Genomic DNA, 19,731 nt, shown 5'->3' on the forward strand with positions numbered 1-19,731 from the left:
CTAACCTATTTCTAATATCGGTATAGCTGGCCAATTATAAAAACTTACAACAATCGGCAGCCCTAGGTATCTAGCAAATAGGCTGCGAGATCACGAGGCCGCCCCCTTAACTCTCGCAGTCCCGCTCTAGCGGGACTGAATCTGGAAAGTCCTCAAGTAATGGGCCAAATTCTCCTTACCCGTAGCCACATGCCGGTTATCCCCTTCCAGCTTGCTGGCCATAATGCTTCCCTCCAGAATTGAGAATACAAAGGATGCCAAGGAGTTGAGGTCCAGATCTGGACGCAGCTCTTTTTTGTGGACTCCTTCTGATAGGACATTGTGAATGGTGGCAAGGAAGCCGTTCATGGCTGCAAGGGCCTTGTCCCGCAGCGCAGGATGGGTATCGTCACTCTCTATGGCCGTGTTCAACAGAGGACATCCGCCTTGTAGAGGTGGGTGATGCACAACATCCGCGTACACATCAAAGATAGCCAAGATCTTGTCTATGGCTGACTTATTCCCCTGGATAGCGCGCGTGAAGTGCTCGTTAATGATCTCTAGCGCATAGGTTAGAGACTCCAGAGCAATCTCATCTTTACTGGCAAAGAAACGATAGATGCCGCCCTTGGTTAATCCTGTTGCGTCCATAATTTCTTTAATCGAGCAGCCCGCAAACCCTTTTTGATTGAATAGTTCCGCGGATTTCATGATGATATGCTGTTTCGTTTGTTCTCCCTTTTTCATGACGTCCTCCGATCCGTATTGGTGTCTAAAATGTATCATATTTCTCTTGTTAAAATGAAGAACATCCATTATTATATTGGAGACCGGACGGTCTCTAAATATTTGTGACGGAGGGATAGTATGCATCAAATTACGATTCCAGATAGCGGACTGGCCAAAAGAGCAGCACAGCTTGTATTCGAAATATCTCCTGAATTTCTGTATAACCACTGCATGCGCACCTATGCATTTGGGGATGCCTTGGGTAAGAGGTACGGTCTGAAGTATGACCCCGAGCTGTTCTTTCTCGGTGCGGTGCTGCATGATGTTGGATTAACGGAACACGTGTGCCGTAAGCATTCATTCGAACATGAAGGGGCCGATCATGCCCAGAGATTCCTATCAAGTCACGGACTTCCCCAAGAGAAGATCGATGTGGTGCGGGAGGCTATTATTTTACATACGTCCGAGATTGCTGAAGAGAAGCAGCCGGAGATTGCTTTGGTACATTTTGGCGCGGGTATGGATATATTAGGCTTGCGTGTGGGGGATATTTCCGAGGAGATGATGAGATCCGTTCTGGAGTCTTATCCGCGGCTCGGGTTTAAGCAGACTATTATAGAATTAATCAAGCACGACGCTGATCTGAAAAGCAAGCATCAACTCCCCCATAATTTAAGCTCGGCACTGCTTCAAATGGGGCTTGTTCACGGCGTGCTGAATTCTCCATTTACTGAGTAGACCATCTTAAGAAGATTACGCTGATTCCTCACCGCTCAAGCCGCCTCTACACATGCAGCTGCAACATTATGGACATCTGCTTCGTCTAATATGGAATATATTAGAAAAATAACAGGAGATGATACTCACAATGAAGCTTAATGGATTAGTGGCGGTTCTTGCAGGGATGCTCGTGCTGGCCGCCTGCGGCACAGCGGAGCCATCGAAGCCATCGACACAGGAGAAGGCACCCACCGAACAGACTCCATCAACCCCAACCAGCACACCGTCACCGGAGGAGCCGACAAAGGAACCAGCAAAAGAACCAGTGAAGGAACCAGCTAAGGAACCTACGGATGAGGCTGAGCCACCGATAGACGAGGGCGCCCCACCAACGGCGCAAGAGGCGGCCACCACGGTAATTAGAGCTCTGAAGTCAGGCAATATGGAGACGGTTGCGGCCTGGGCACATCCCGAGAAGGGTGTTAGATTCTCGCCTTACGCCTATGTTGACAAGGAGAAGGATCAGGTCTTAACACGTGAAGAGCTGACGAATGCGATGGCTAGTAAGACCGTTCGAGTATGGCGGGAGTATGCCGGGAACGGGGATGTTATCAAGCTTACCTACGCCAAATACCATAAGAAATTTGTGTATGATGCGAACTTTATGGAAGATGCCAAGATCGGATTGAACAAATCTCTCGGCAAGGGAACGACGATTAACAATCTGAATGAGGTCTATCCAAAAGAAACGCATGATTTCATAGAGTTCCACATTGACGGCATTGATCCAAAATACGAGGGTATGGACTGGCGCAGCCTTCGGCTCGTATTTGAGAAGATCGGCGAAGACCGGGCGCTTGTGGGGATCATCCACGATCAGTGGACACCATAAGGGAGTTCGGATTATTAGAGACGGGGGACGGGGCCATTCTGATTGAATGGCTTCTTTCTTGTATCCACTCCAATTGTTGGGCGCGAATGATAATGTTACACTGGACTCACTAGGGCTGGTTTATTTTACTAGAAAAGTGGGACGACGATATTAAGAAAATATTATCTTTCATGGATTGGGGCATATTTGCTCTTCGCTCTTACCATTACATTTTGCTGGCATCCCGATTCTTCACAGATAGCGGGCTTTCGAACCCTGCTTTTTTATTGAACGCCCTCTGGCTAATGGCCGCACTGATTGTCCCTATACTGTGCTGGTTCCCGGGACGACGCATGAACAAAGTCTGGTTCTGCATACTGGAGCTCTTGTTGGGCGGTTCCTACTATGTGAATTCTGTCTTCCATCCGGACCTGACTTCTAAGGCGGACTACTTGCTGCCGAGTCTTGTAATGGGGTACTTATTGACCAAGCGAACGTTCTGGGTTATTCCCGCTGTTGCTTTAATCCCTCTTACCTTTCAGATCTATCCAGGTTTATCTTGGGAGCAGACCCTTAGTCTCGGAACAGACAATCTGTTATTCTGCTTCATCGGGATCTGGGCAAGCTCCGTAGCCCGTGCATACCATCAGAAGAATGAACTGGTTGCCGAAGTGGAACAGCAGAACAAATTGTTAACCCACTATGCCGCCGAGATTGAGAAGATGACTTTGATTGAAGAACGGGGCCGCATGTCCAAGGAGCTTCATGATACCCTAGGGCACTCCTTTATCTCACTCATTATGAGCCTTGACGCTTCCATCGCCCTAATGGATCACAAGCCTGCTGAGGTCAAAGACAGGTTAATACGGATAAGAGCATTGGCCGAGCGTAATTTGGACGAAATGAGAAGCTTGGTGCACGAGATGGGGGATGAAGAGGAATCCACTCTTTTACAGCAGGTTGAGGCGCTTATGGCCAGTCTCCAGGAGCACACGGGAACAGTCATGACCTTGACTCTGCTGGGGACGGAGCAGCCGATGCGTGTTGAAGTGCGCCAAGCGATTCTAAGGGTCATCCAGGAGTCCTTCACGAACGCACTCAAGCATGGAAAAGCGTCCCACCTGCATCTGGAGCTTCAATGTACCGAGTCCACACTGCACTTACTCATTCGCAATAACGGAATTCCCATTGACAAGCTGGAGTTTGGCTTCGGCCTCACCTCTATGAAGGACCGGATCGAGCGGTTGGGAGGCCGCCTGTTCGTGTCGTCCGGGGCAGGACCTGAAGCGACCACTGAAGTCAGATGTGAAATTCCGCTGAAAGGGGCGATGCTGCATGGGGAGAATTAAAGTGCTGCTAGCCGATGATCAGGAATTAATCCTTGAGAGTCTGCATATTGTTCTGTCCATGGAAGAGGACTTGGACATCGTCGGTCTAGCCAGGAACGGTGAAGAAGCAATCGATGGCTGTGAACAATTCCAGCCGGATATCGTACTGATGGATATCCATATGCCAGTCATGGGCGGCGTTGCCGCAGCGGCAGTGATCAAAGAACGGATGCCTGCAGTCAAAGTGATCATGCTGACCTCCTATAAGGAAGTCGAATACGTGTTGTCGGCGCTTAGCCATGGAGCGGAGGGCTATCTGCTCAAAGCCATTCATCCCAAGGATCTGGCCGCAGGCATCAGAGTGGTTCATGCGGGAGGGACGCTGATCACGCAGGAGATGGCAGGTAAAATGATCAAAAGTATGCACGGTGCCCCCGCCGCAATTAGTAATGAATACGGGCTGAGCACTCGTGAGCTGGAAGTGCTGCATAAGCTGGCTTCCGGCTTGCGCAATCAAGACATTGCCGAGGCGCTGTCCCTCAGTGAAGGCACGGTGAAGAATTACATCTCATCGATCTATTCGAAGCTTAATGTGAGCGGAAGGCGGGAAGCCATTCGCTTAGCCCGAGAATCGGGATACACGAATCACGAATAGCCGATACCGATGGAGCTGGTTGGCTGCTTCAGGCAGCAGCCAGCTTTTTTGGCATCTACATGTGACCAAATCATGACTAAAGCGTACTTACTCATGTGACTTTTTCAGCCTATACTTTGATCTATCAAGTAACAGAGGAGCTGAGACAAATATGAAGAAAACATCTGCAGATCAAGAAAGGCAGCATATTAGCGGGAGATTGAGTACAAGGCGTCCATGGTGGCGCTATCCAATCATCTGGATGCTTGTGGGGACCCTCGGCATTATTCTCGTGGGGACCCTTGGCGTTGCTCTCGAGGATACTCTGTTCCGGCCATTAGCCGGGCAAGCAGACGGAGTGGCTTCCCTTCTTGTGACCCTAACGGCTGGCATTGCAGCCATCCTAGTCTACAGGCTAACGATGAAATACCTGGCCCACCGCTCAAGTCCTGAGTTATCAAGAAAACGCGCAGGTATGGAAGCTGGCATGGGAATATTAACTGGAGCCATCTTCATCGCAGTATCCACGATGGTTATTGCTGCCGCGGGTGGTTACTCCTTTCAATGGGCAAGTTCTGCGGATATGGGTTCTGTTCTAATCACCTCTGTTACGTCAGCATTAAGCGCAGCTATGATTGAGGAGCTTGTCTTTCGCGGGCTTATGCTTCAAGCCATTCACAAAATGGCGGGGAGCTGGGCCGCACTCGCTGTCACCTCCATATTCTTTGGGGCTGCCCATCTTGGGAACGCAGGCGCCACACTCTGGAGCGCGTTCGCCATTACCGTAGAAGCAGGTATTCTGCTCGGGGCCGCATTCCTGTGGCGGCGGAATCTGTGGTATGTCATGGGGCTGCATTTTGCCTGGAATACACTTGAGAGCTTGCTTGGCATTCCTGTCTCCGGGCACCCGCCAGCAGGTCTGTTCACAGTGGAGGTGAACGGTGCAGCCATCCTCACAGGGGGAGACTTTGGACTCGAGGGCTCTGTTGTTCCGGTTGTGGTCAGCCTTCTGATCGCCATTCCCATGCTGATTGGAGCTGCAAGGAATCGGAAGGCTTTGGAAAAGGTTTAATGGCGAATCTCTGATGAACCTCACCCCGTCAAGTAGACCATACAAGTAAGGCAGCTCTATCCTACCTGCTATCCCTTCAGATAGCAGCCCACTTTCTTAGGCTAAGAGAAAGAGAGGAGCTTCGCTTAAGGCGGAGCTCCTCTTAGTCTGAAGACAAAGTTCCGAAAGGAGCAGGTCTACAGACTTTTTTTGTAGAATAAGTCAAGGAAAAGGTTGATTCGAGGTGTAAATGATGATTAGTAAAAATAATTATGAAGGTCGCTTTCAGATTTCTGTGAATGCGCTAGACGACCTTGTGCCTAAGGATCATTTGGTTCGCAAGTTAGAAAATGCGATCGATTTTAGTTTTATATACGAGCTGGTTCAAGATAAATACAGTGCGGTTACAGGGCGTCCGAGTGTCGATCCCGTAGTTCTGATTAAAATCGTGCTTATCCAGTATCTATTTGGCATTCGCTCCATGCGCCAAACCATTCGGGAAATTGAAACGAACGTAGCTTACCGCTGGTTCATCGGCTATGACTTTACCCAGCCCATTCCCCACTTCACCACTTTTGGTAAAAACTATGTTCGCAGGTTTAAGGACACGGATATTTTTGAATCCATTTTTGCACGTATTCTGGAAGAAGCTTTAGGGCATGGCTTTGTAGAGCCTGACGTGCTTTTCATGGATGCAACGCATGTGAAGGCAAACGCCAACAAAAATAAATATGAAAAAACGATGGTACAGGAGCAAAGCAAAAAGTACCAAGAGCAGCTTGATAAAGAGATTAATGAAGACCGGATCCAGCATGGGAAGAAGCCTTTCGGAAAAAAGCCTAAGTCCGCTCTGAAAGAAACAAAAACAAGCATCTCCGACCCTGAGAGCGGACTATTTGTAAAGGGCGAAAAAGAACGTGTATTTGCCTACAGTTTTCATACGGCCTGCGACCGCAACGGCTTTGTTCTGGGTGCGAAAGTAACTCCAGGAAATGTACATGACAGCCAGGTGTTTGAGGATGTGCTTGAGCTCGTAAAGAAGTCTCTGGGCAAGCCCACAGCTGTAGCAGTTGACGCTGGATACAAGACTCCCTACATTAGTAAATTGCTGATCGATGACGGGATACGGCCTGTTATGCCATACACAAGACCTCGTACGAAGGATGGCTTTTTCAAGAAGTATGATTACGTATACGATGAGCACTACGATGCCTATATCTGTCCGAACCATGAGTTTCTAACCTATGAATTGACGAACCGGGAAGGGTACAAGATGTATCGTTCCGATCCCACAATATGCAAAGACTGCCCCTTCTTGAGTCAGTGTACCGAAAGCAAGGACTTCACTAAGCGAATTAGCCGCCATATTTGGGCTGACTATCTGGAAGAAGCAGACCACCTTCGGCATACCGATGAAAACAAACAAATTTACTCACAGCGCAAGGAAACGATTGAGCGCGTATTTGCAGATCTAAAGGAAAAGCATGGCATGCGATGGACGACTTTACGAGGACTTCGTAAAGTTTCCATGCAGGCGATGCTCGTTTTTGCTTGCATGAACCTCAAAAAGTTAGCCACCTGGCTCTGGAAGTCCGGTGGCTCAAAGCGATATTTCGCTTTATTTATGATCTCTTACAGAAAAAAAACAAAGACAAACTCCTGTGTTCCTAACGGGAACAAGGAGTTTGTCTGCAATCTGAGAGGAGCTTCGCTTAAGGCGGAGCTCCTCTCTTTCAAATATTCGGCGGTTCTTCCCGAAATGTCTAAGCCTGTGGCGCCTGCGAGAGCGCAGACAACTGCTTGATCAATGCTTCCAGTTCATCAACCAAGCCTTTGGCAAGTTCGAAATTCGTATCTTTCAGAGCCGACTCGATTTGCATTTCGACCGACTTTTTCTTTTGCTCAATTTCTAAGTAGTCTTTATCGAAATGACTGGCGTAGATCATCTGTCTGAATTTTCGCATACTCATTTTTCGAATGGTCTTGTGATCAACGATCAGCACATAATCCATCCCGTTAACGACGGAATAGAAATCGTGCGATACCATAACGATCGCACCTTTATAGTCGATGATGGCTTTTTCCAGCGCGATCTGTGTATAGATGTCCAAATGGCTCGTCGGTTCGTCAAGCAGCAGCAGGTTGGCTTGACTGGCCGCGACTTTAGCCAATTGGAGCATGTTCTTCTCTCCGCCGGACAACGACTCGATCTTCTGCTCAAGAACTTCTCCTTCGAAGCCGTAGTCAGCTAGATATGCTCTGACCTCATCATAAGTCTTGAATCCGGCGTCGATGAATTCATTCAGGATCGTATTCGAATCTTGCAGCGTTTCGCCTTGAAGCTGAGATAAGTAAGCCACTTTCGCATCCGTATGAACTTCGATCGACTCATGATGGTTGCGGAAGATATCCCGCAGCAAAGTCGTTTTCCCGGTACCGTTCGGACCGATGATAGCGACTTTATCCGTGGATTTGATCTCAAAGTCTACGTGTTCCAACAGCAGCTCCTCGAAAGCCACGCTATAATTATCGACTTTCACGACAACAGCGTCTTCCAGTTCATGCTCGATCCCGAAGCGGATGTCCGGCTGCTTGATCTCGACGAACGGCGCTTTGATTCTGCGCGCTTCCAGTCTCTCCTGGAACTTCACTCTGGCTTTTAACGCTCGGCCTCTGGATGCTTCTGAATTATAAGTCGCGATCGCTCTGAGGTTGTCGATGATGTGATCGTATCGCGCGATCTCTTCTGCTTCAGCGACGGCGATCTCCTGCAGCTCGATTTTGGTCTGAAGCAGCGTGAAATGATATTCGATATAGCTTCCGTCAAACTCTTGAATTTCCGCATTCTCCAGGTGAATGACTTTATTGAAGCAGTGGTTAAGCAGATAGCGGTTGTGCGTAACGACCAGCAGCATGCCTTTGTGGGAATTGATTAACTTTCTAAGCGCGTTCAGATTCTCGAAGTCCAAGAATACATCCGGCTCGTCCATAATCATCAAGTCCGGATTCGTCAGCATTTCCTTCATGACTTGAATAAGCTTGAATTCCCCGCCGCTTATAGAGGTTACGCTAACATCCTTTAACTTCGCGAGATTGGCCAGGTTCAGCTTCTTATGGATGCGGCTCTCGAAATCGTCTCCGCCCATCGACTCCACCGTGTCCAGAATAAGCTGATACTCCTCCATCAGTGAATCCATATCTGATGTCGTCGCCATTTCGGCATAAATTACACCCAGCTTCTCTTGAATCTTGGTGAATTCTTCACTCATATATTCAAAAACAGTCATTTCCTTGGCCGGGTCCACTTGCGAGAACTGGCTGACGTACCCGATTCGGCAGTTCGGATCGATCTCCAGCTTGCCGTCGAACAAATGCTTTTCCGGGTCCATCAGCATCTCGATCAGGGTGCTCTTCCCGCTGCCGCTTGTTCCGATAAAGGCGCAGTGCTGCCCTTCCTCGAGTGTGAACGAGATGTCGGTATACAGTTCTTTTTGCGGGAACGAGAAGGATAAGTGTTCAACTTTGATCATCGTGTTACCTTTCTTGGTAAGGGGTTAGTTAGAGATACTGCAGAACCTAAATACAGAGTCTGCCGCACCTCAGATTAACACTGTTTCCCGCCAAATTCAATGCTTAGACCAAGCCCCGTCCACGAACATGTTCGCTCAGCGCCTGCCCTTTCAAAGCTCGGCATCCCCCAGAAGCACTTGTCCAGCTGGATCGTCGTCGCTCTCCTTAATGAATACCTGTTCAACAGCCAAGAAATTCCTGGCACAACCGACTTTCTAAGCTTGCCGTTTTCCTGCAACCAAATCCTAAGATCTTTTCCGTGATTTTCGCCTGCAGCAGCTGTTCAATTATCGTGGCTGCTCAACATCACTTGATCAAGAAACCTATCGGCGTCACGATTAAACTTCCAGCAGACCCCAAACCTATCCACCAGCATTCCGAAGCAGGAGGACCACGGAGTAGGAGATAATGGCATGATCACATGACCGCCAACCGATAGACGATTGAAGTATATTTCCAGTTCTTGCTGATCGTCATAGACTAAGCTAATCCATACGTTATTTCCTTTCAGCAGCTCACCCGTTACGCTCTTCATGGAAGGCAGCAAATCTGACATCATGATTCTTCCGCCTGCGAATGTGATCGAAGACTCCATAATCATATTCAACTCGTTGTCGGGCAGCGGGTAGCTTGGGTCCTGCGGGAAGTCCTTGTAATTAACCTTTTTCACTTCAGTTGCTTGTAGAGCCTCCGCATAAAATTCAATCGCTTGTTCGGCAACTCCATCAAAGTTCAAATATGCAATAGCAGACATCAAGCATAACCTCCTTCTTGTAATACATGTAGTATAATGGATGAAAGGTGACATCTTATTGTCACCATTCCAAAATCATGTAAAAAAAGAGGGTACTTATGGACAAAGTGGAGAGACTCATTTCGATTATTATGATATTGCTGAGAAAAGAGCTTGTCTCTACAAAGGAATTCTCACAACTATTCCATGTCTCCAAAAGAACGATCCTTCGCGATATGGAAACATTGAGCTTATCGAACATTCCCATCTACTCTGTCAATGGGGTCAAAGGCGGCTATGGCATTATGGAAGAATACAAAGTTGATAAACGCCTTTTAAGCAGCTCCGATCTAGAAAATATATTGACTGCGCTCGGCGGATTGGAACAACTTCTTCTTACTGAAGAAGTGGAAAGAACGATAAGAAAAATAGAGGCAATGGTCAGCCCATTGTCTCTGAATCGTTCCATTCAACTGTCGTTCTATGATTGGGAAGGCCGGCCCGAGATTCTTGAAACCTTGAAGACATGCCAAGAATCCATTTCTAAGAAGAGGCTGATTTCGTTTGGCTATACAGATAAAGACGGGGCGGTAACAAATAGAATGGTTGAACCCTATGAACTGCATTTTAGCGAATCCAGTTGGTACTTGAAAGGATTCTGTACGTCCCGGCAGGAATATCGCACATTCAAATTATCTCGGATCGATCATATTACCGTGGATGAACGTGCGTTTCATCCTAGAGATGATTGGTCAGAACAAGAACACCAAGCAACTTATGTGCCGGAGCTCACCACGATTAAGGCCCGAATCTCGCCCAGCATCAAAGATCAAATCATCGAAAGGTATGGCCGAAGAAGTATTGAAGACCCCAGTTCTAGCTCCGGATCTCTATTAGCAACCATAAATGTCCCTCAAAACCATACGGGATTCCAGTTCTTGGCAGGCTTCGGCACCCAACTTAAAGTTTTGGAGCCTGCAGCCTATGTTGAGGAATTTCGAAATTATCTATATCAAATGATGGAGAACTATTCTTGATCAGATCTCGTCTCTTGACTTAAGTCAATGCACGCCAACATCCCCCTAGTTACAATGTAATCATTACATAAACTTAAGGGGGTTTTTCATGTGGATTCGATTCTTTTCTTAATTCTACTTATAGACTCCGGGGTAACGCCGAGATAACTGGCCAACTGATGTTGGGGTACCCGGTCGATGAGAGATGGGCGTTTCATGAGCAGTGTCCTGAAGCGTTCTTCAGGCGAAGAAGCGATAAACAAGGCGAATTCCTCCTGAACTTGGCTAAAGCTCTCCTCTATCATTCTGCGGGTCATCGACTCTAATTGAGGGTGTTTATTGTACATGTCTTTTTCCGTATCTAAATCACCAACGACCATTACTGAATCTTCAGTGCACGTGAACGTGTAATCGGACGACTTATCAGGTTTGTGATGATTGAAAATGGCGATGGCTTGCTCTTCGGTGTAGAAGTTGGAGGTGATCTCTCTACCATCCTCCTGGATAGCATACTGCCTTACGCAGCCTTTTAAGATGAAATAACATTTTGTGGGAACATCTCCTTGTGCAATAAGATCTGTCCCCTTTTTAAATTCTTCTATACTGATCTCATCCACAATAGCTTGCTGATCTTCGTCATTAAGGGAAGTCCATCTTGACATGTACTTGTATAGAATGTCCTTCATTACGGCCTTCTTTCATCTCCTTTCCTTCTGTTCATCTCATGTTCATTATCTGACGTTAGGAATCCTTCTGTAAAGGACGTTGCAGTGGATCGTAAAAATTTGCTGTTACATGCGATATGTTCTACAAAGACACTAAAAATAGGAGGGGAAACCCATGAGAGCCATGATTCAAACCTCGTATGGTCCAACTGAAGTGATTGTCGCGCAAGAAATCGCTAAGCCGTTGCCAGGAAACAAGGAGATTCTCATTCGTATCCATGCTGCCAAAGTAGGTCTTTCAGACGTCGCTTTTCGCAAGGGCAATCCGTTTATGATTAAATTGATATACGGACTATCCAGACCAAGATTTGCAATAGGAGGATGCGAATTAGCCGGAGAGATCGAGGCGGTCGGCAGAGATGTAATTCATTTTAAACCGGGGGATCATGTACTAGGGATGAGCCCTAAAAACTTCGGTGCTTACGCCGAATATAAATGTCTTTGCGAAGTGAGCCCCCTTGCTGTTATACCGAGCAACATCGCCTTTGAAGAAGCCGTCGGCATCTGTGACGGGGGTGCCACCGCATTGACGTTTCTAAGAGATAAGGCGAAGTTGCGGAAGGGACAAAAAGTATTGATTAACGGTGCCTCGGGAGCTGTCGGCATCTATGCTGTGCAATTAGCCAAATACTACGGCGCTGAAGTAACCGGTGTTTGCTCTGGCGCCAACGAAGGCCTGGTAATAAAGGCAGGGGCAGATTTCGTTATTGATTATACCAAGGAGGATTTCACGAAGTCGAAAAGAGCTTATGATGTCGTATTTGATGCTGTAGGCAAAAGCTCCTTCTCGGCATGCAAGCGTGTGCTTACGAACAAGGGAATGTATCTGTCTACCGCGTTCAAGCTTTCTACCATTTTACAGATGATGTGGACTTCCCTGTTCAAAGGCAAGCGGGCTGTCTTTGCCACAGCCGGCCTTATGCAAAACAAAGAGAATTTGACGTTTCTTATGGAACTCGCAAGAAATGGAACACTGAACGCCGTGATCGATCGTCGATATCCTCTGGAGCTCCTGCCGGATGCTCACAAATATGTAGAGACCGAACGTAAAAAAGGTAACGTGATTATTACGCTCTAATATCAGCCGTCGCCTCTTCGCTCAAAAGTTTCGCCTATTTATGATAGGGTTCACCGTAACACTGTAACGGCGAATTTATATAACTAAAGAAATAGAGCAAAACATCAGTTTTGCTCTAAAACAGTTATTTTCATCCCAGCTATTTGTGGCGGTAAACTTGTGGCCAACCCTTTAGTGAGATGGCCTTTCTTTCCGTTCTTGTAAACCCATTCACGCTGAATTCCAGCATCAGCTGGCTACGGAAGAGCCCTCGTAGGCTCTGTTTCTCGGATGAGGACGCAACCATGAGGCTGCAAGGGCCAATAGGGAAGTCCATAGCAATGCGATGATGACCCAGCGGTAGCCGTGAATGATGAAAGCAAAATCAACGTTTGAAATTACAGCGTTTTTTCCGGAATACAGCACGTTCTTCATATGGGCTGGCAGCGCCGCACTGACAATGGTTAAAGAAAGCGCCGTACTCAGCACCTGGCCCAAGTTATAGAGCATGGACCGCAGCCCATTGGCCACCCCTCGGCTGTTCTCAGGAACGGACGACATGATTTCCATCGTATTGGGCGTAAGAAATAAGCCAGTCCCGATCCCGATGAACAACATCCCGCATGCGGTGGCCCCGTAAGGGAAATTCCCTCCGAGTACGAATAAGAGCAGCAGTAGTCCTGCTATGGATAGGAGTATTCCAAGCGAGGATAGGACTCGAAGGGCGATTCTCTTGGTTAACATGCCGGCAATGGGAGATATGATCAACATTCCTATCGTAATGGGAAGAATCCTTAGACCGGCCTCAAGTGCGTCATAGTGGAAGGCAAATTGATAGTACAGAGCGAAAAGCAGGGCAACAGCCGTGCGAGCAAAGGAATGAAAGAAGGTAGCGATATTCGCCATACCGAACATCCAATTTTTGAAAAGGCTTATATCCAGCAAAGGAGAAGCCGATCGATGCTCATGCCATAAAAATATAGGGGTTATGATCGCGAATACAGCAAAACCTCCAATCACCTGCTTGTCTCCCCAGCCGAGCTCTCCCCCCTTGGATAGAGCTATGATTAAACCAGCTAAAGCGATAAAGACTAAGATCCCCCCATATCGATCGACTTTGGTACGAGGCCCTGTCAGCGGCTTCTCTCGTAGAATCCGGAGGCCCCAAATGAGAGCCATGATCCCGAAAGGAACATTGAACCAGAACACCCACCTCCAGCCCCAAGCCGTCGTGACCAGGCCGCCGACGACAGGGCCAAGCACCTGCGCGATCGAAGCGGACAAGATATTCAGGCCTAGACCGGTGCCAAGCTGTGTTTTGGGAAAAGCGTCCGTGATCAGCGGCGTTGTGTTCGTCACCACGAGCGCCCCTCCGGCAGCCTGTACGATTCGGAGAAGAATGAGTACCTCTACGTTCGGGGAATAGCCAAGAAGCAGACTGGTTACGGTAAAGACGGCCAACCCTATTAAGTACATCCTTCTTTTTCCGAAAATATCCGAAATTTGACCGAAGACCAAAATCAGAATGGTATTAACCAGCATGTAGGAAAGCAAAATCCAGCTGGAGGTTGTTGCATCCGCATGAAAATACCGGCTTAGTTCCGGCAAGGCGACATTTAGCGTTCCAATATTGATTAGAACCAGAAACGCACCGAGACTAGTTACGGATAAGACATACCAAGGATACATCAGATCATTCTGGGGACGTTTCCTTTGGGTCATAGAGATCAACCTCCTGAAAAAATAACCTTACGATCTCTCTTTAGTAAAGGTTGAGATGATGTCTTGTGTGGTCCGAGTTCGCCCGATACGCGGGAAAATATAGCTCTTCACGTAATCATGTTCGGCTTGGGAAAATCCGGTCATCGCATCAATCGCAAAAATCTGCTGATAGCCACGCATAAACGCTTCCCGCGCAGTCGTATCCACACCAAGTCCGGTTGCGATGCCGCACAAGACGATGGTATCGATTCCCCTGCGGCGCAGCTGCAGGTCGAGCTCTGTTCCATAAAAGGCCCCCCACTGCTTCTTGGTAATGATGTGGTCTGTATCGGCGACCCGCATTTCCGGCACGATTTCATCCCAACCCTCCGGCAAATTCAGCGCAGGTGCAGTTGTATCCAGCTTCGGTTTAGGAATATCCTTCAGGTCCTTGCTGGATACCCTAACCAGGGCAACCATAGATCCTTGCTTACGGAATTCATCTGCCAAGGCGGCGGCGTTTGACACCACCTGCTCGGCGGAATAAGGGGCGTATTGGTTCCCTAACCACTTTTGCAGATCAATGACAACCAGCGCTGTTTTTTGCGGTTCAAATAACTTTTCCATACCTACATTCTCCTCGTCATTCTTATTTGACTTCGAGTTAACAATATTGAACTAATGGTCATTTGACTTGATGTTTTATATTTTGTACGATGGTTCACGGAAAGTCAAGCGGGGAGGCTTTATTTATGAGTGTAACAAGGGAAGAAGTAGTACAATCAGCAGCCAAGCTTTTTAAAGAACGTGGGTTTCTTTCGACGACGATCCAGGATATTGCCGATGATTGCGGTATTTCCAAAGGGTCGGTCTATAAGTATTTCCCTTCCAAGGAAGACATCTTTAGTGAGGTATTTGATCAATGCCATAACCACTATTTTGATCAAGTCGATGAGCTGACACATCGTACCGGACTATCACCGGAAGAACAGTTTGTTCAGCAGATCGTTCTGCGATTCCGCTATTTTATAGAGTACAAACATATTCTGGTCGAATTTACTGAGCTCCCTATTCAGCAGGATCCCAAGTTCCAGCCGCTCAGACACAAGGTTAGGGGGCGGCTCATAAGGTGGCATAGCGAGTGCTTGCTGCATGTGTTTGGCGAGGAAATCCAGCCGTTCCTGTGGGATTTGGTTGCCATCTATCGGGCGATTCTGAAGGAATATCTGTTTTGGATTGTATATGAGGAGAAGTCGTTATCACTCGAGGAAACGGCGAGGTTCATCTTGGACAAGCTCCATGTGCTCGTTAAGCATATGAGAACGTCCGATCCAAAGTCTTTGCTGAACCAAGCTTCATTCGAGAGGTATTTGAACTGGGGATTCGAGGACCGACAGGGTGAGAAGGAGCAGATTCTTACCGAACTGTTTCGGGAGATGGATACGGCCATTAACACGATCCCGGCCGGCGCCGTGCATCGTTCGGAAATAAGGGAGCTTTACCGGTTTATCCAGACGGAGGTTGGCAAGGAGGCAACGAATCTTCCATTGATACAGGCCTCGCTGCACTATTTGGAGAGGGAGAAGGAACTTAAAAGTCTGGTGGTGCAGTTGAGGAATATTATTTTCTCGGGTGTTTAGATTGATATAAATTCAGAGCGACGGCTAATTCACCTAATGGCATTGAGCGTCGCTCTACCGTTTAAGATCATGATGTCTAGTCAGATCCAAGAACCTTCTGTCTAATTTGTTACGTTAAAGCCTTTGTATATGTGTATTAGTAAATGAAGAATCTTGATATTTCAACCCAGCACCTATTGCTCTATCCATACATACATGAGCGATCCAGATGATCGATGCTAATAATAGATAAACGTTTGAAAAATATAAGTAGCCTAATGCAAAAAGCAGGGGAAAAATAAAGGTGTGTCCCAAATTATAAATAATCGCACCTATTTTCTTATTCATTGTGTACCCAAGCATTGTAAGATCAGGAACGAATAAAAGAACAACGAACAACCATATGGGAAAATGGAGCTGCATGTAAATCAAAAAGGAAAGTGCAAAGGCAAGTGCATATTCAACATGAACGATTTGTTTATTCGTCATTATCTCTCTCCTTATAAATCCTTTTGAAATAAACTAAGCACTAGTTTCTCAATATCTTCTATATTCTCTAAATACCTCACTTCACTCGCAAGTTCTTTAATGGTCTGTACGACCTTCAATGCCTGTTGATAAAACTGGATTCTTTCCTCAAGTCTCATTATTTTCTGATTCAATAATAATACGGTTGTATCCCTACATTCTGTTGATAGAGATTCATCTCGTAGTATAAGTAACTGTTGAATCTCCTTTATTGTAAAACCTAATTGCTTTAATACGATGATAAGTTGTATTTGTTTTTCACATTCTTCATCAAATTCCCGATACCCATTTTCTCGTCTTACTGGATTCAATAAGCTCTCTTTCTCATAATAACGAATGGTATCCGGTTGAATTTGATATTTGCTCGCAAAATCCTTGATTTTCATATCTGCCCCCTTCCATCAAAATCATAACATTGGAGTAAAGTCCAAGGTCAACTATTTATTCGGCGGCAGGAGTCTCCTTGGAGTCTGATGGTTTCCCTTTCCATCTCCGCAAAACCGCGCTTGACTTGGAGTGTACTCCAAGTACAGCCTGTGAATCCGCAGATTAGCAATGAACAAAAAGCTCCGAATCGACTTGATGGGAATCCACATTTGTCAATTGGGAGCTTTTCTTATTGAATTCTTTTCCCGTTATTAAGGACGGGGGCGCCGAGCTGCGCTGTAACGAACTAAACAAGACCGGAACTTATCGGCTTCTATCCAGTCTCCGCTCACCGCTAATGTCGCCTTCCTTATTCCATTTCATTTGGAGACGCTAACGGATTTTTGAGGGCAGGGAGTAGGACGCCGTCGATTAGTGAAGTGTAGAAGTGCTTGTCGAATGTTTTGCCCTGTACGAGTCCGCGATAAGAAGCCATGGAAGTAATAACCTGGCAGGCCATTTCAATGTCAGCGTGGGTGGAGATTTCACCGCGGCCGACGGCCCGGTGCATGAGCTCACGATTCACTACAGCCCACGGTTCGAAAATCTCTCCGTTAACCGTTTCCGGATTCTGCGATAAAAAGGAGCCCAGGCCTGCGAGTACTCGAAGTTTGCGTTCACCTTCTTCGATCGATTGCGGCTTCAATAGCGCGAGCAGATCATTGCGCAAGGTTCCCGTATCGGGCAAGAGGTCAAGCTCAAGATGATTTCGATTCATCCAGGTCAAGGCATCTCGGACTAACTCTGCCTTGGAAGACCAGCGGCGATACATGGTCGCCTTCCCGGCCTTTGCTCTAGCTGCGACCATGTCCATTGTCATTCCATCAAAACCGGCTTCGGCGAGGATGTCGATTGTCGCTTCCAGGATTTGAACATCCCGCGTGTGATCTCGTTTACGGCCTAATGTTTTCGCTGGCTTTTCCGCTACTTTGTCAGCTATTTTGGATCCGACTGACTCTTCATTATTAATCTTATTCATAAAATTCAACCCTCTTTTTCGATACCTTATAGTTTCGGAACTTGACAGTTCCGTATTTGGGTGCTTTAATTTAAGTATCCCACACAGAACAGGGAATATAAAGGAGGAGTATAACATGGATAAAAAAGTCTGGTTCATCACGGGAGCCTCTCGCGGTCTAGGACGCATCTGGGCAGAAGCCGCGCTCACACGTGGCGACAAAGTTGCAGCTACCGCCCGCAAATTGGAGGACGTTGCCGATTTGAAGGAACGTTTCGGAGATCTCGTCCTTCCCATGGCGCTCGACGTGACCGATGCTGAGCAGGTTCGCCAGGTCGTTCAGCAGGCTCATACCCATTTCGGCAAGCTGGACGTCGTCCTCAACAATGCCGGTTATACTTTGATGGGAATGATCGAAGAGGCAAGCGAAGACGATGTCCGGGCGCTGTTCGACGCGAACTACTTCGGTTATCTTCGCGTCATCCAAGCCGCCTTGCCACTCCTGAGGAAGCAGGGCAGCGGGCATTTGATCGGCGTATCAAGCGCCCTTGGGATCGAGGCACGGCCGCTCATCGGCTTCTATTGCTCCTCCAAATGGGCGGTCGAAGGACTCCACGAAAGTCTGGCGCAAGAGGTTAAGGACTTTGGGATTAAAGTGACGCTGCTCGAACCCAGCGCCTATGCGACCGAGTTTGGCGCTTCAGGTAAGCGAGTACCGGAAATGGACGTCTATGCCGATGTACGGAAGCAGTTGTTCGCGCGTCTATCAAACGAAAAACGCGGCAACCCTCAAGCAACTGCAGAAGCCGTTCTCAAGATCGTGGACGCAGCGCAGCCCCCACTACGATTTGCGCTCGGCTCGGAAGTCTTGCCTATGGCACGCGGCATCTATACTGACCGTCTAGCTACCTGGGAAGCCTGGGAGACTGTCTCGAATGCAGCGCAAGGCAAGCCTCTGCAATAAGCCGTATATATATATCAGATAACCAACCGGCTTTCAAGCTCTTCTCGATTCGGTCAAGTTGCTTCCTGCTTTCGTTCTGAACGTCGCGACGCTTCTTGCAATAGATGAAAAAACCCGGCCTTTGTCGGACGGGTTGATTCATTTCGTATATTTGGGGATGTTACGTTCCAAGCTAAAAGGGTTTATGGGTTGGTGGGGATAACGACTTTACTCTTCTTAAAGTCCGGGCAACCATCTGAGCCCCTATACCTTAAATTGGCCTAGAAGCATGCAAAGAATCCGGCTGTGAACGACCATTCCCAAGGCGAAATATCCGCCCTACTTATGATATGGTTCCCCCCGATTAATCTTCACCGCCCGGTAAATCTGCTCCACCAGCACCAGCCGCATCAGCTGATGCGGGAGGGTCATGCGCCCGAAGCTCAGCTTCGTCTGGGCGCGCTTCAGCACCTCGTCGGACAGGCCGTTCGAGCCGCCGATGACGAAGGCGACGTTGCTCGTCCCGTAGGTGCCGAGCTTGTCCAGATGGGCAGCAAGGTCCTCGCTGGACCACAGCTGCCCGCCAATCGCAAGAGCCACCACGTGGGTGTCTGGCTTAATGTGTGCAAGAATGCCAGCGCCCTCGCGTTCCTGCACCTGGCGCATCTCCGCTTCGCTCATGTTCTCCGGCGCTTTCTCATCCGGCACTTCGTGCACGGACAACTTCAAATAAGGCGCAAGACGCTTACTGTACTCCGCAATGCCCTGCACCAGGTATTTCTCCTTCAATTTCCCTACACACACGATCTGTATATTCATAGCGAAGCCGCTCCTTATTTACACTTAGTATGATGCTAATTCTAACACTGCCGCAACCGCAGTAAAAGGTGGGGCCTCAGTCAGGGATAACCTTCTCCTCTTGTCAGGTACCCATGTACCACCTTACCTCATTTCAACAGCTCTATGATGTTGGCACTTAAATAACAAGCTTTCGCCGATCCGCAGACTACAGCTTGCGGCCGTCAGTGTACGGACGGATTAGCCTGAACAATCCTGGCAGATAGGGTGGGTCGCAGGTGAAGACCAGGTATAATGGGTTCCGGTTATTGACCAGATAGTATGATGCTGCCCCAGAAAGAAAAA

20 protein-coding genes are annotated in these 19,731 nt (G+C 47.7%); 10 read left to right on the forward strand and 10 right to left on the reverse strand.

Going from position 1 to position 19,731, the window contains the following annotated elements:
- Positions 1-126 precede the first annotated feature (126 nt).
- A complete protein-coding gene (locus LDO05_RS18470; RefSeq protein ID WP_251376766.1) occupies positions 127-726 on the reverse strand; it encodes a TetR/AcrR family transcriptional regulator in 600 nt (199 codons plus the stop codon).
- A gap of 120 nt (positions 727-846) precedes the next feature.
- Here LDO05_RS18470 and LDO05_RS18475 point away from each other — a divergent pair, with 120 nt between their 5' ends.
- The 6 genes from LDO05_RS18475 (at position 847) to LDO05_RS18500 (ending at position 7,116) form a co-directional block, all read left to right on the forward strand.
- The gene (locus tag LDO05_RS18475; protein WP_251376767.1) at positions 847-1,446 is read left to right on the forward strand and encodes an HD domain-containing protein; all 600 of its coding nucleotides are present in this window, start codon (positions 847-849) and stop codon (positions 1,444-1,446) included.
- Between the two features lie 130 nt (positions 1,447-1,576).
- The gene (locus LDO05_RS18480; RefSeq protein ID WP_251376768.1) at positions 1,577-2,320 is read left to right on the forward strand and encodes a hypothetical protein; all 744 of its coding nucleotides are present in this window, start codon (positions 1,577-1,579) and stop codon (positions 2,318-2,320) included.
- A gap of 170 nt (positions 2,321-2,490) precedes the next feature.
- Positions 2,491-3,648 (forward strand): sensor histidine kinase, encoded by a 1,158-nt coding sequence (locus tag LDO05_RS18485; protein ID WP_251376769.1) that lies wholly within the window; start codon positions 2,491-2,493, stop codon positions 3,646-3,648.
- On the forward strand, positions 3,635-4,282 hold the full coding sequence (locus LDO05_RS18490) for a response regulator (RefSeq protein WP_251376770.1): 648 nt from the start codon (positions 3,635-3,637) through the stop codon (positions 4,280-4,282). Before LDO05_RS18485 ends, LDO05_RS18490 begins: the two co-directional genes overlap by 14 nt.
- A gap of 151 nt (positions 4,283-4,433) precedes the next feature.
- Positions 4,434-5,333: a CPBP family intramembrane glutamic endopeptidase gene (locus LDO05_RS18495; protein ID WP_251376771.1), complete on the forward strand. Its 900-nt coding sequence runs from the start codon at positions 4,434-4,436 to the stop codon at positions 5,331-5,333.
- 232 nt (positions 5,334-5,565) lie between these two features.
- Positions 5,566-7,116, forward strand: a complete 1,551-nt coding sequence (locus tag LDO05_RS18500; RefSeq protein WP_251378786.1) for an IS1182 family transposase — start codon at positions 5,566-5,568, stop codon at positions 7,114-7,116.
- On the opposite strand, the gene LDO05_RS18505 is transcribed toward LDO05_RS18500, so the two are convergent.
- Both LDO05_RS18505 and LDO05_RS18510 read right to left on the reverse strand, forming a co-directional pair.
- The gene (locus LDO05_RS18505; RefSeq protein WP_251376772.1) at positions 7,076-8,842 is read right to left on the reverse strand and encodes an ABC-F family ATP-binding cassette domain-containing protein; all 1,767 of its coding nucleotides are present in this window, start codon (positions 8,840-8,842) and stop codon (positions 7,076-7,078) included. The two genes, LDO05_RS18500 and LDO05_RS18505, sit on opposite strands and share 41 nt — an antisense overlap.
- Before the next feature lie 323 nt (positions 8,843-9,165).
- Positions 9,166-9,636 carry a VOC family protein gene (locus tag LDO05_RS18510; protein ID WP_251376773.1) on the reverse strand — a complete coding sequence of 157 codons (471 nt, stop codon included), beginning with the start codon at positions 9,634-9,636 and terminating at the stop codon, positions 9,166-9,168.
- Between the two features lie 98 nt (positions 9,637-9,734).
- Here LDO05_RS18510 and LDO05_RS18515 point away from each other — a divergent pair, with 98 nt between their 5' ends.
- Positions 9,735-10,652, forward strand: a complete 918-nt coding sequence (locus tag LDO05_RS18515; RefSeq protein WP_251376774.1) for a helix-turn-helix transcriptional regulator — start codon at positions 9,735-9,737, stop codon at positions 10,650-10,652.
- A gap of 86 nt (positions 10,653-10,738) precedes the next feature.
- Here the strand turns inward: LDO05_RS18515 and LDO05_RS18520 are convergent, their stop codons facing one another.
- Positions 10,739-11,317: a Crp/Fnr family transcriptional regulator gene (locus LDO05_RS18520; protein ID WP_251376775.1), complete on the reverse strand. Its 579-nt coding sequence runs from the start codon at positions 11,315-11,317 to the stop codon at positions 10,739-10,741.
- A 154-nt stretch (positions 11,318-11,471) separates the two neighbouring features.
- On the opposite strand from LDO05_RS18520, the gene LDO05_RS18525 reads away from it, so the two are divergent.
- Positions 11,472-12,434, forward strand: a complete 963-nt coding sequence (locus tag LDO05_RS18525; RefSeq protein WP_251376776.1) for an NAD(P)-dependent alcohol dehydrogenase — start codon at positions 11,472-11,474, stop codon at positions 12,432-12,434.
- Between the two features lie 228 nt (positions 12,435-12,662).
- Here the strand turns inward: LDO05_RS18525 and LDO05_RS18530 are convergent, their stop codons facing one another.
- Entirely contained in the window at positions 12,663-14,135 is a 1,473-nt protein-coding gene (locus tag LDO05_RS18530; RefSeq protein WP_251376777.1) for an MFS transporter, read from the reverse strand.
- A gap of 27 nt (positions 14,136-14,162) precedes the next feature.
- Positions 14,163-14,741 carry a hydrolase gene (locus LDO05_RS18535; protein ID WP_251376778.1) on the reverse strand — a complete coding sequence of 193 codons (579 nt, stop codon included), beginning with the start codon at positions 14,739-14,741 and terminating at the stop codon, positions 14,163-14,165.
- 125 nt (positions 14,742-14,866) lie between these two features.
- On the opposite strand from LDO05_RS18535, the gene LDO05_RS18540 reads away from it, so the two are divergent.
- The gene (locus LDO05_RS18540; RefSeq protein WP_251376779.1) at positions 14,867-15,754 is read left to right on the forward strand and encodes a TetR/AcrR family transcriptional regulator; all 888 of its coding nucleotides are present in this window, start codon (positions 14,867-14,869) and stop codon (positions 15,752-15,754) included.
- Between the two features lie 114 nt (positions 15,755-15,868).
- Here the strand turns inward: LDO05_RS18540 and LDO05_RS18545 are convergent, their stop codons facing one another.
- The 3 genes from LDO05_RS18545 to LDO05_RS18555 all read right to left on the reverse strand — a co-directional run bounded on the left by LDO05_RS18545 (position 15,869) and on the right by LDO05_RS18555 (position 17,666).
- The gene (locus tag LDO05_RS18545) at positions 15,869-16,222 is read right to left on the reverse strand and encodes a DUF4260 domain-containing protein (RefSeq protein ID WP_251376780.1); all 354 of its coding nucleotides are present in this window, start codon (positions 16,220-16,222) and stop codon (positions 15,869-15,871) included.
- An 11-nt stretch (positions 16,223-16,233) separates the two neighbouring features.
- The gene (locus tag LDO05_RS18550) at positions 16,234-16,647 is read right to left on the reverse strand and encodes a MerR family transcriptional regulator (protein WP_251376781.1); all 414 of its coding nucleotides are present in this window, start codon (positions 16,645-16,647) and stop codon (positions 16,234-16,236) included.
- Positions 16,648-16,997: 350 nt separating this feature from the next.
- The gene (locus LDO05_RS18555; protein WP_251376782.1) at positions 16,998-17,666 is read right to left on the reverse strand and encodes a TetR/AcrR family transcriptional regulator; all 669 of its coding nucleotides are present in this window, start codon (positions 17,664-17,666) and stop codon (positions 16,998-17,000) included.
- A 115-nt stretch (positions 17,667-17,781) separates the two neighbouring features.
- Between LDO05_RS18555 and LDO05_RS18560 the strand changes: the two genes are divergently transcribed.
- Positions 17,782-18,609: an SDR family NAD(P)-dependent oxidoreductase gene (locus tag LDO05_RS18560; protein WP_251376783.1), complete on the forward strand. Its 828-nt coding sequence runs from the start codon at positions 17,782-17,784 to the stop codon at positions 18,607-18,609.
- A gap of 318 nt (positions 18,610-18,927) precedes the next feature.
- Here the strand turns inward: LDO05_RS18560 and rlmH are convergent, their stop codons facing one another.
- Positions 18,928-19,407: a 23S rRNA (pseudouridine(1915)-N(3))-methyltransferase RlmH gene (rlmH, locus tag LDO05_RS18565; RefSeq protein ID WP_251376784.1), complete on the reverse strand. Its 480-nt coding sequence runs from the start codon at positions 19,405-19,407 to the stop codon at positions 18,928-18,930.
- Positions 19,408-19,731: the final 324 nt, after the last annotated feature.

It is taken from the genome of Paenibacillus sp. YPG26 (genome assembly GCF_023704175.1).
Lineage (GTDB): Bacteria > Bacillota > Bacilli > Paenibacillales > Paenibacillaceae > Fontibacillus.

Bases quoted from the DNA above. Each gene is read 5' to 3' on its own strand.
- LDO05_RS18470 (WP_251376766.1), bottom strand. From the start codon at position 726: ATGAAAAAGGGAGAACAAACGAAACAGCATATCATCATGAAATCCGCG.
- LDO05_RS18500 (WP_251378786.1), top strand. From the start codon at position 5,566: ATGATTAGTAAAAATAATTATGAAGGTCGCTTTCAGATTTCTGTGAAT.
- LDO05_RS18510 (WP_251376773.1), bottom strand. From the start codon at position 9,636: ATGTCTGCTATTGCATATTTGAACTTTGATGGAGTTGCCGAACAAGCG.
- LDO05_RS18495 (WP_251376771.1), top strand. From the start codon at position 4,434: ATGAAGAAAACATCTGCAGATCAAGAAAGGCAGCATATTAGCGGGAGA.
- LDO05_RS18540 (WP_251376779.1), top strand. From the start codon at position 14,867: ATGAGTGTAACAAGGGAAGAAGTAGTACAATCAGCAGCCAAGCTTTTT.
- LDO05_RS18485 (WP_251376769.1), top strand. From the start codon at position 2,491: ATGGATTGGGGCATATTTGCTCTTCGCTCTTACCATTACATTTTGCTG.
- LDO05_RS18555 (WP_251376782.1), bottom strand. From the start codon at position 17,666: ATGAATAAGATTAATAATGAAGAGTCAGTCGGATCCAAAATAGCTGAC.
- LDO05_RS18550 (WP_251376781.1), bottom strand. From the start codon at position 16,647: ATGAAAATCAAGGATTTTGCGAGCAAATATCAAATTCAACCGGATACC.
- LDO05_RS18515 (WP_251376774.1), top strand. From the start codon at position 9,735: ATGGACAAAGTGGAGAGACTCATTTCGATTATTATGATATTGCTGAGA.
- LDO05_RS18530 (WP_251376777.1), bottom strand. From the start codon at position 14,135: ATGACCCAAAGGAAACGTCCCCAGAATGATCTGATGTATCCTTGGTAT.
- rlmH (WP_251376784.1), bottom strand. From the start codon at position 19,407: ATGAATATACAGATCGTGTGTGTAGGGAAATTGAAGGAGAAATACCTG.
- LDO05_RS18480 (WP_251376768.1), top strand. From the start codon at position 1,577: ATGAAGCTTAATGGATTAGTGGCGGTTCTTGCAGGGATGCTCGTGCTG.
- LDO05_RS18560 (WP_251376783.1), top strand. From the start codon at position 17,782: ATGGATAAAAAAGTCTGGTTCATCACGGGAGCCTCTCGCGGTCTAGGA.
- LDO05_RS18505 (WP_251376772.1), bottom strand. From the start codon at position 8,842: ATGATCAAAGTTGAACACTTATCCTTCTCGTTCCCGCAAAAAGAACTG.
- LDO05_RS18475 (WP_251376767.1), top strand. From the start codon at position 847: ATGCATCAAATTACGATTCCAGATAGCGGACTGGCCAAAAGAGCAGCA.
- LDO05_RS18490 (WP_251376770.1), top strand. From the start codon at position 3,635: ATGGGGAGAATTAAAGTGCTGCTAGCCGATGATCAGGAATTAATCCTT.
- LDO05_RS18535 (WP_251376778.1), bottom strand. From the start codon at position 14,741: ATGGAAAAGTTATTTGAACCGCAAAAAACAGCGCTGGTTGTCATTGAT.
- LDO05_RS18520 (WP_251376775.1), bottom strand. From the start codon at position 11,317: ATGAAGGACATTCTATACAAGTACATGTCAAGATGGACTTCCCTTAAT.
- LDO05_RS18525 (WP_251376776.1), top strand. From the start codon at position 11,472: ATGAGAGCCATGATTCAAACCTCGTATGGTCCAACTGAAGTGATTGTC.
- LDO05_RS18545 (WP_251376780.1), bottom strand. From the start codon at position 16,222: ATGACGAATAAACAAATCGTTCATGTTGAATATGCACTTGCCTTTGCA.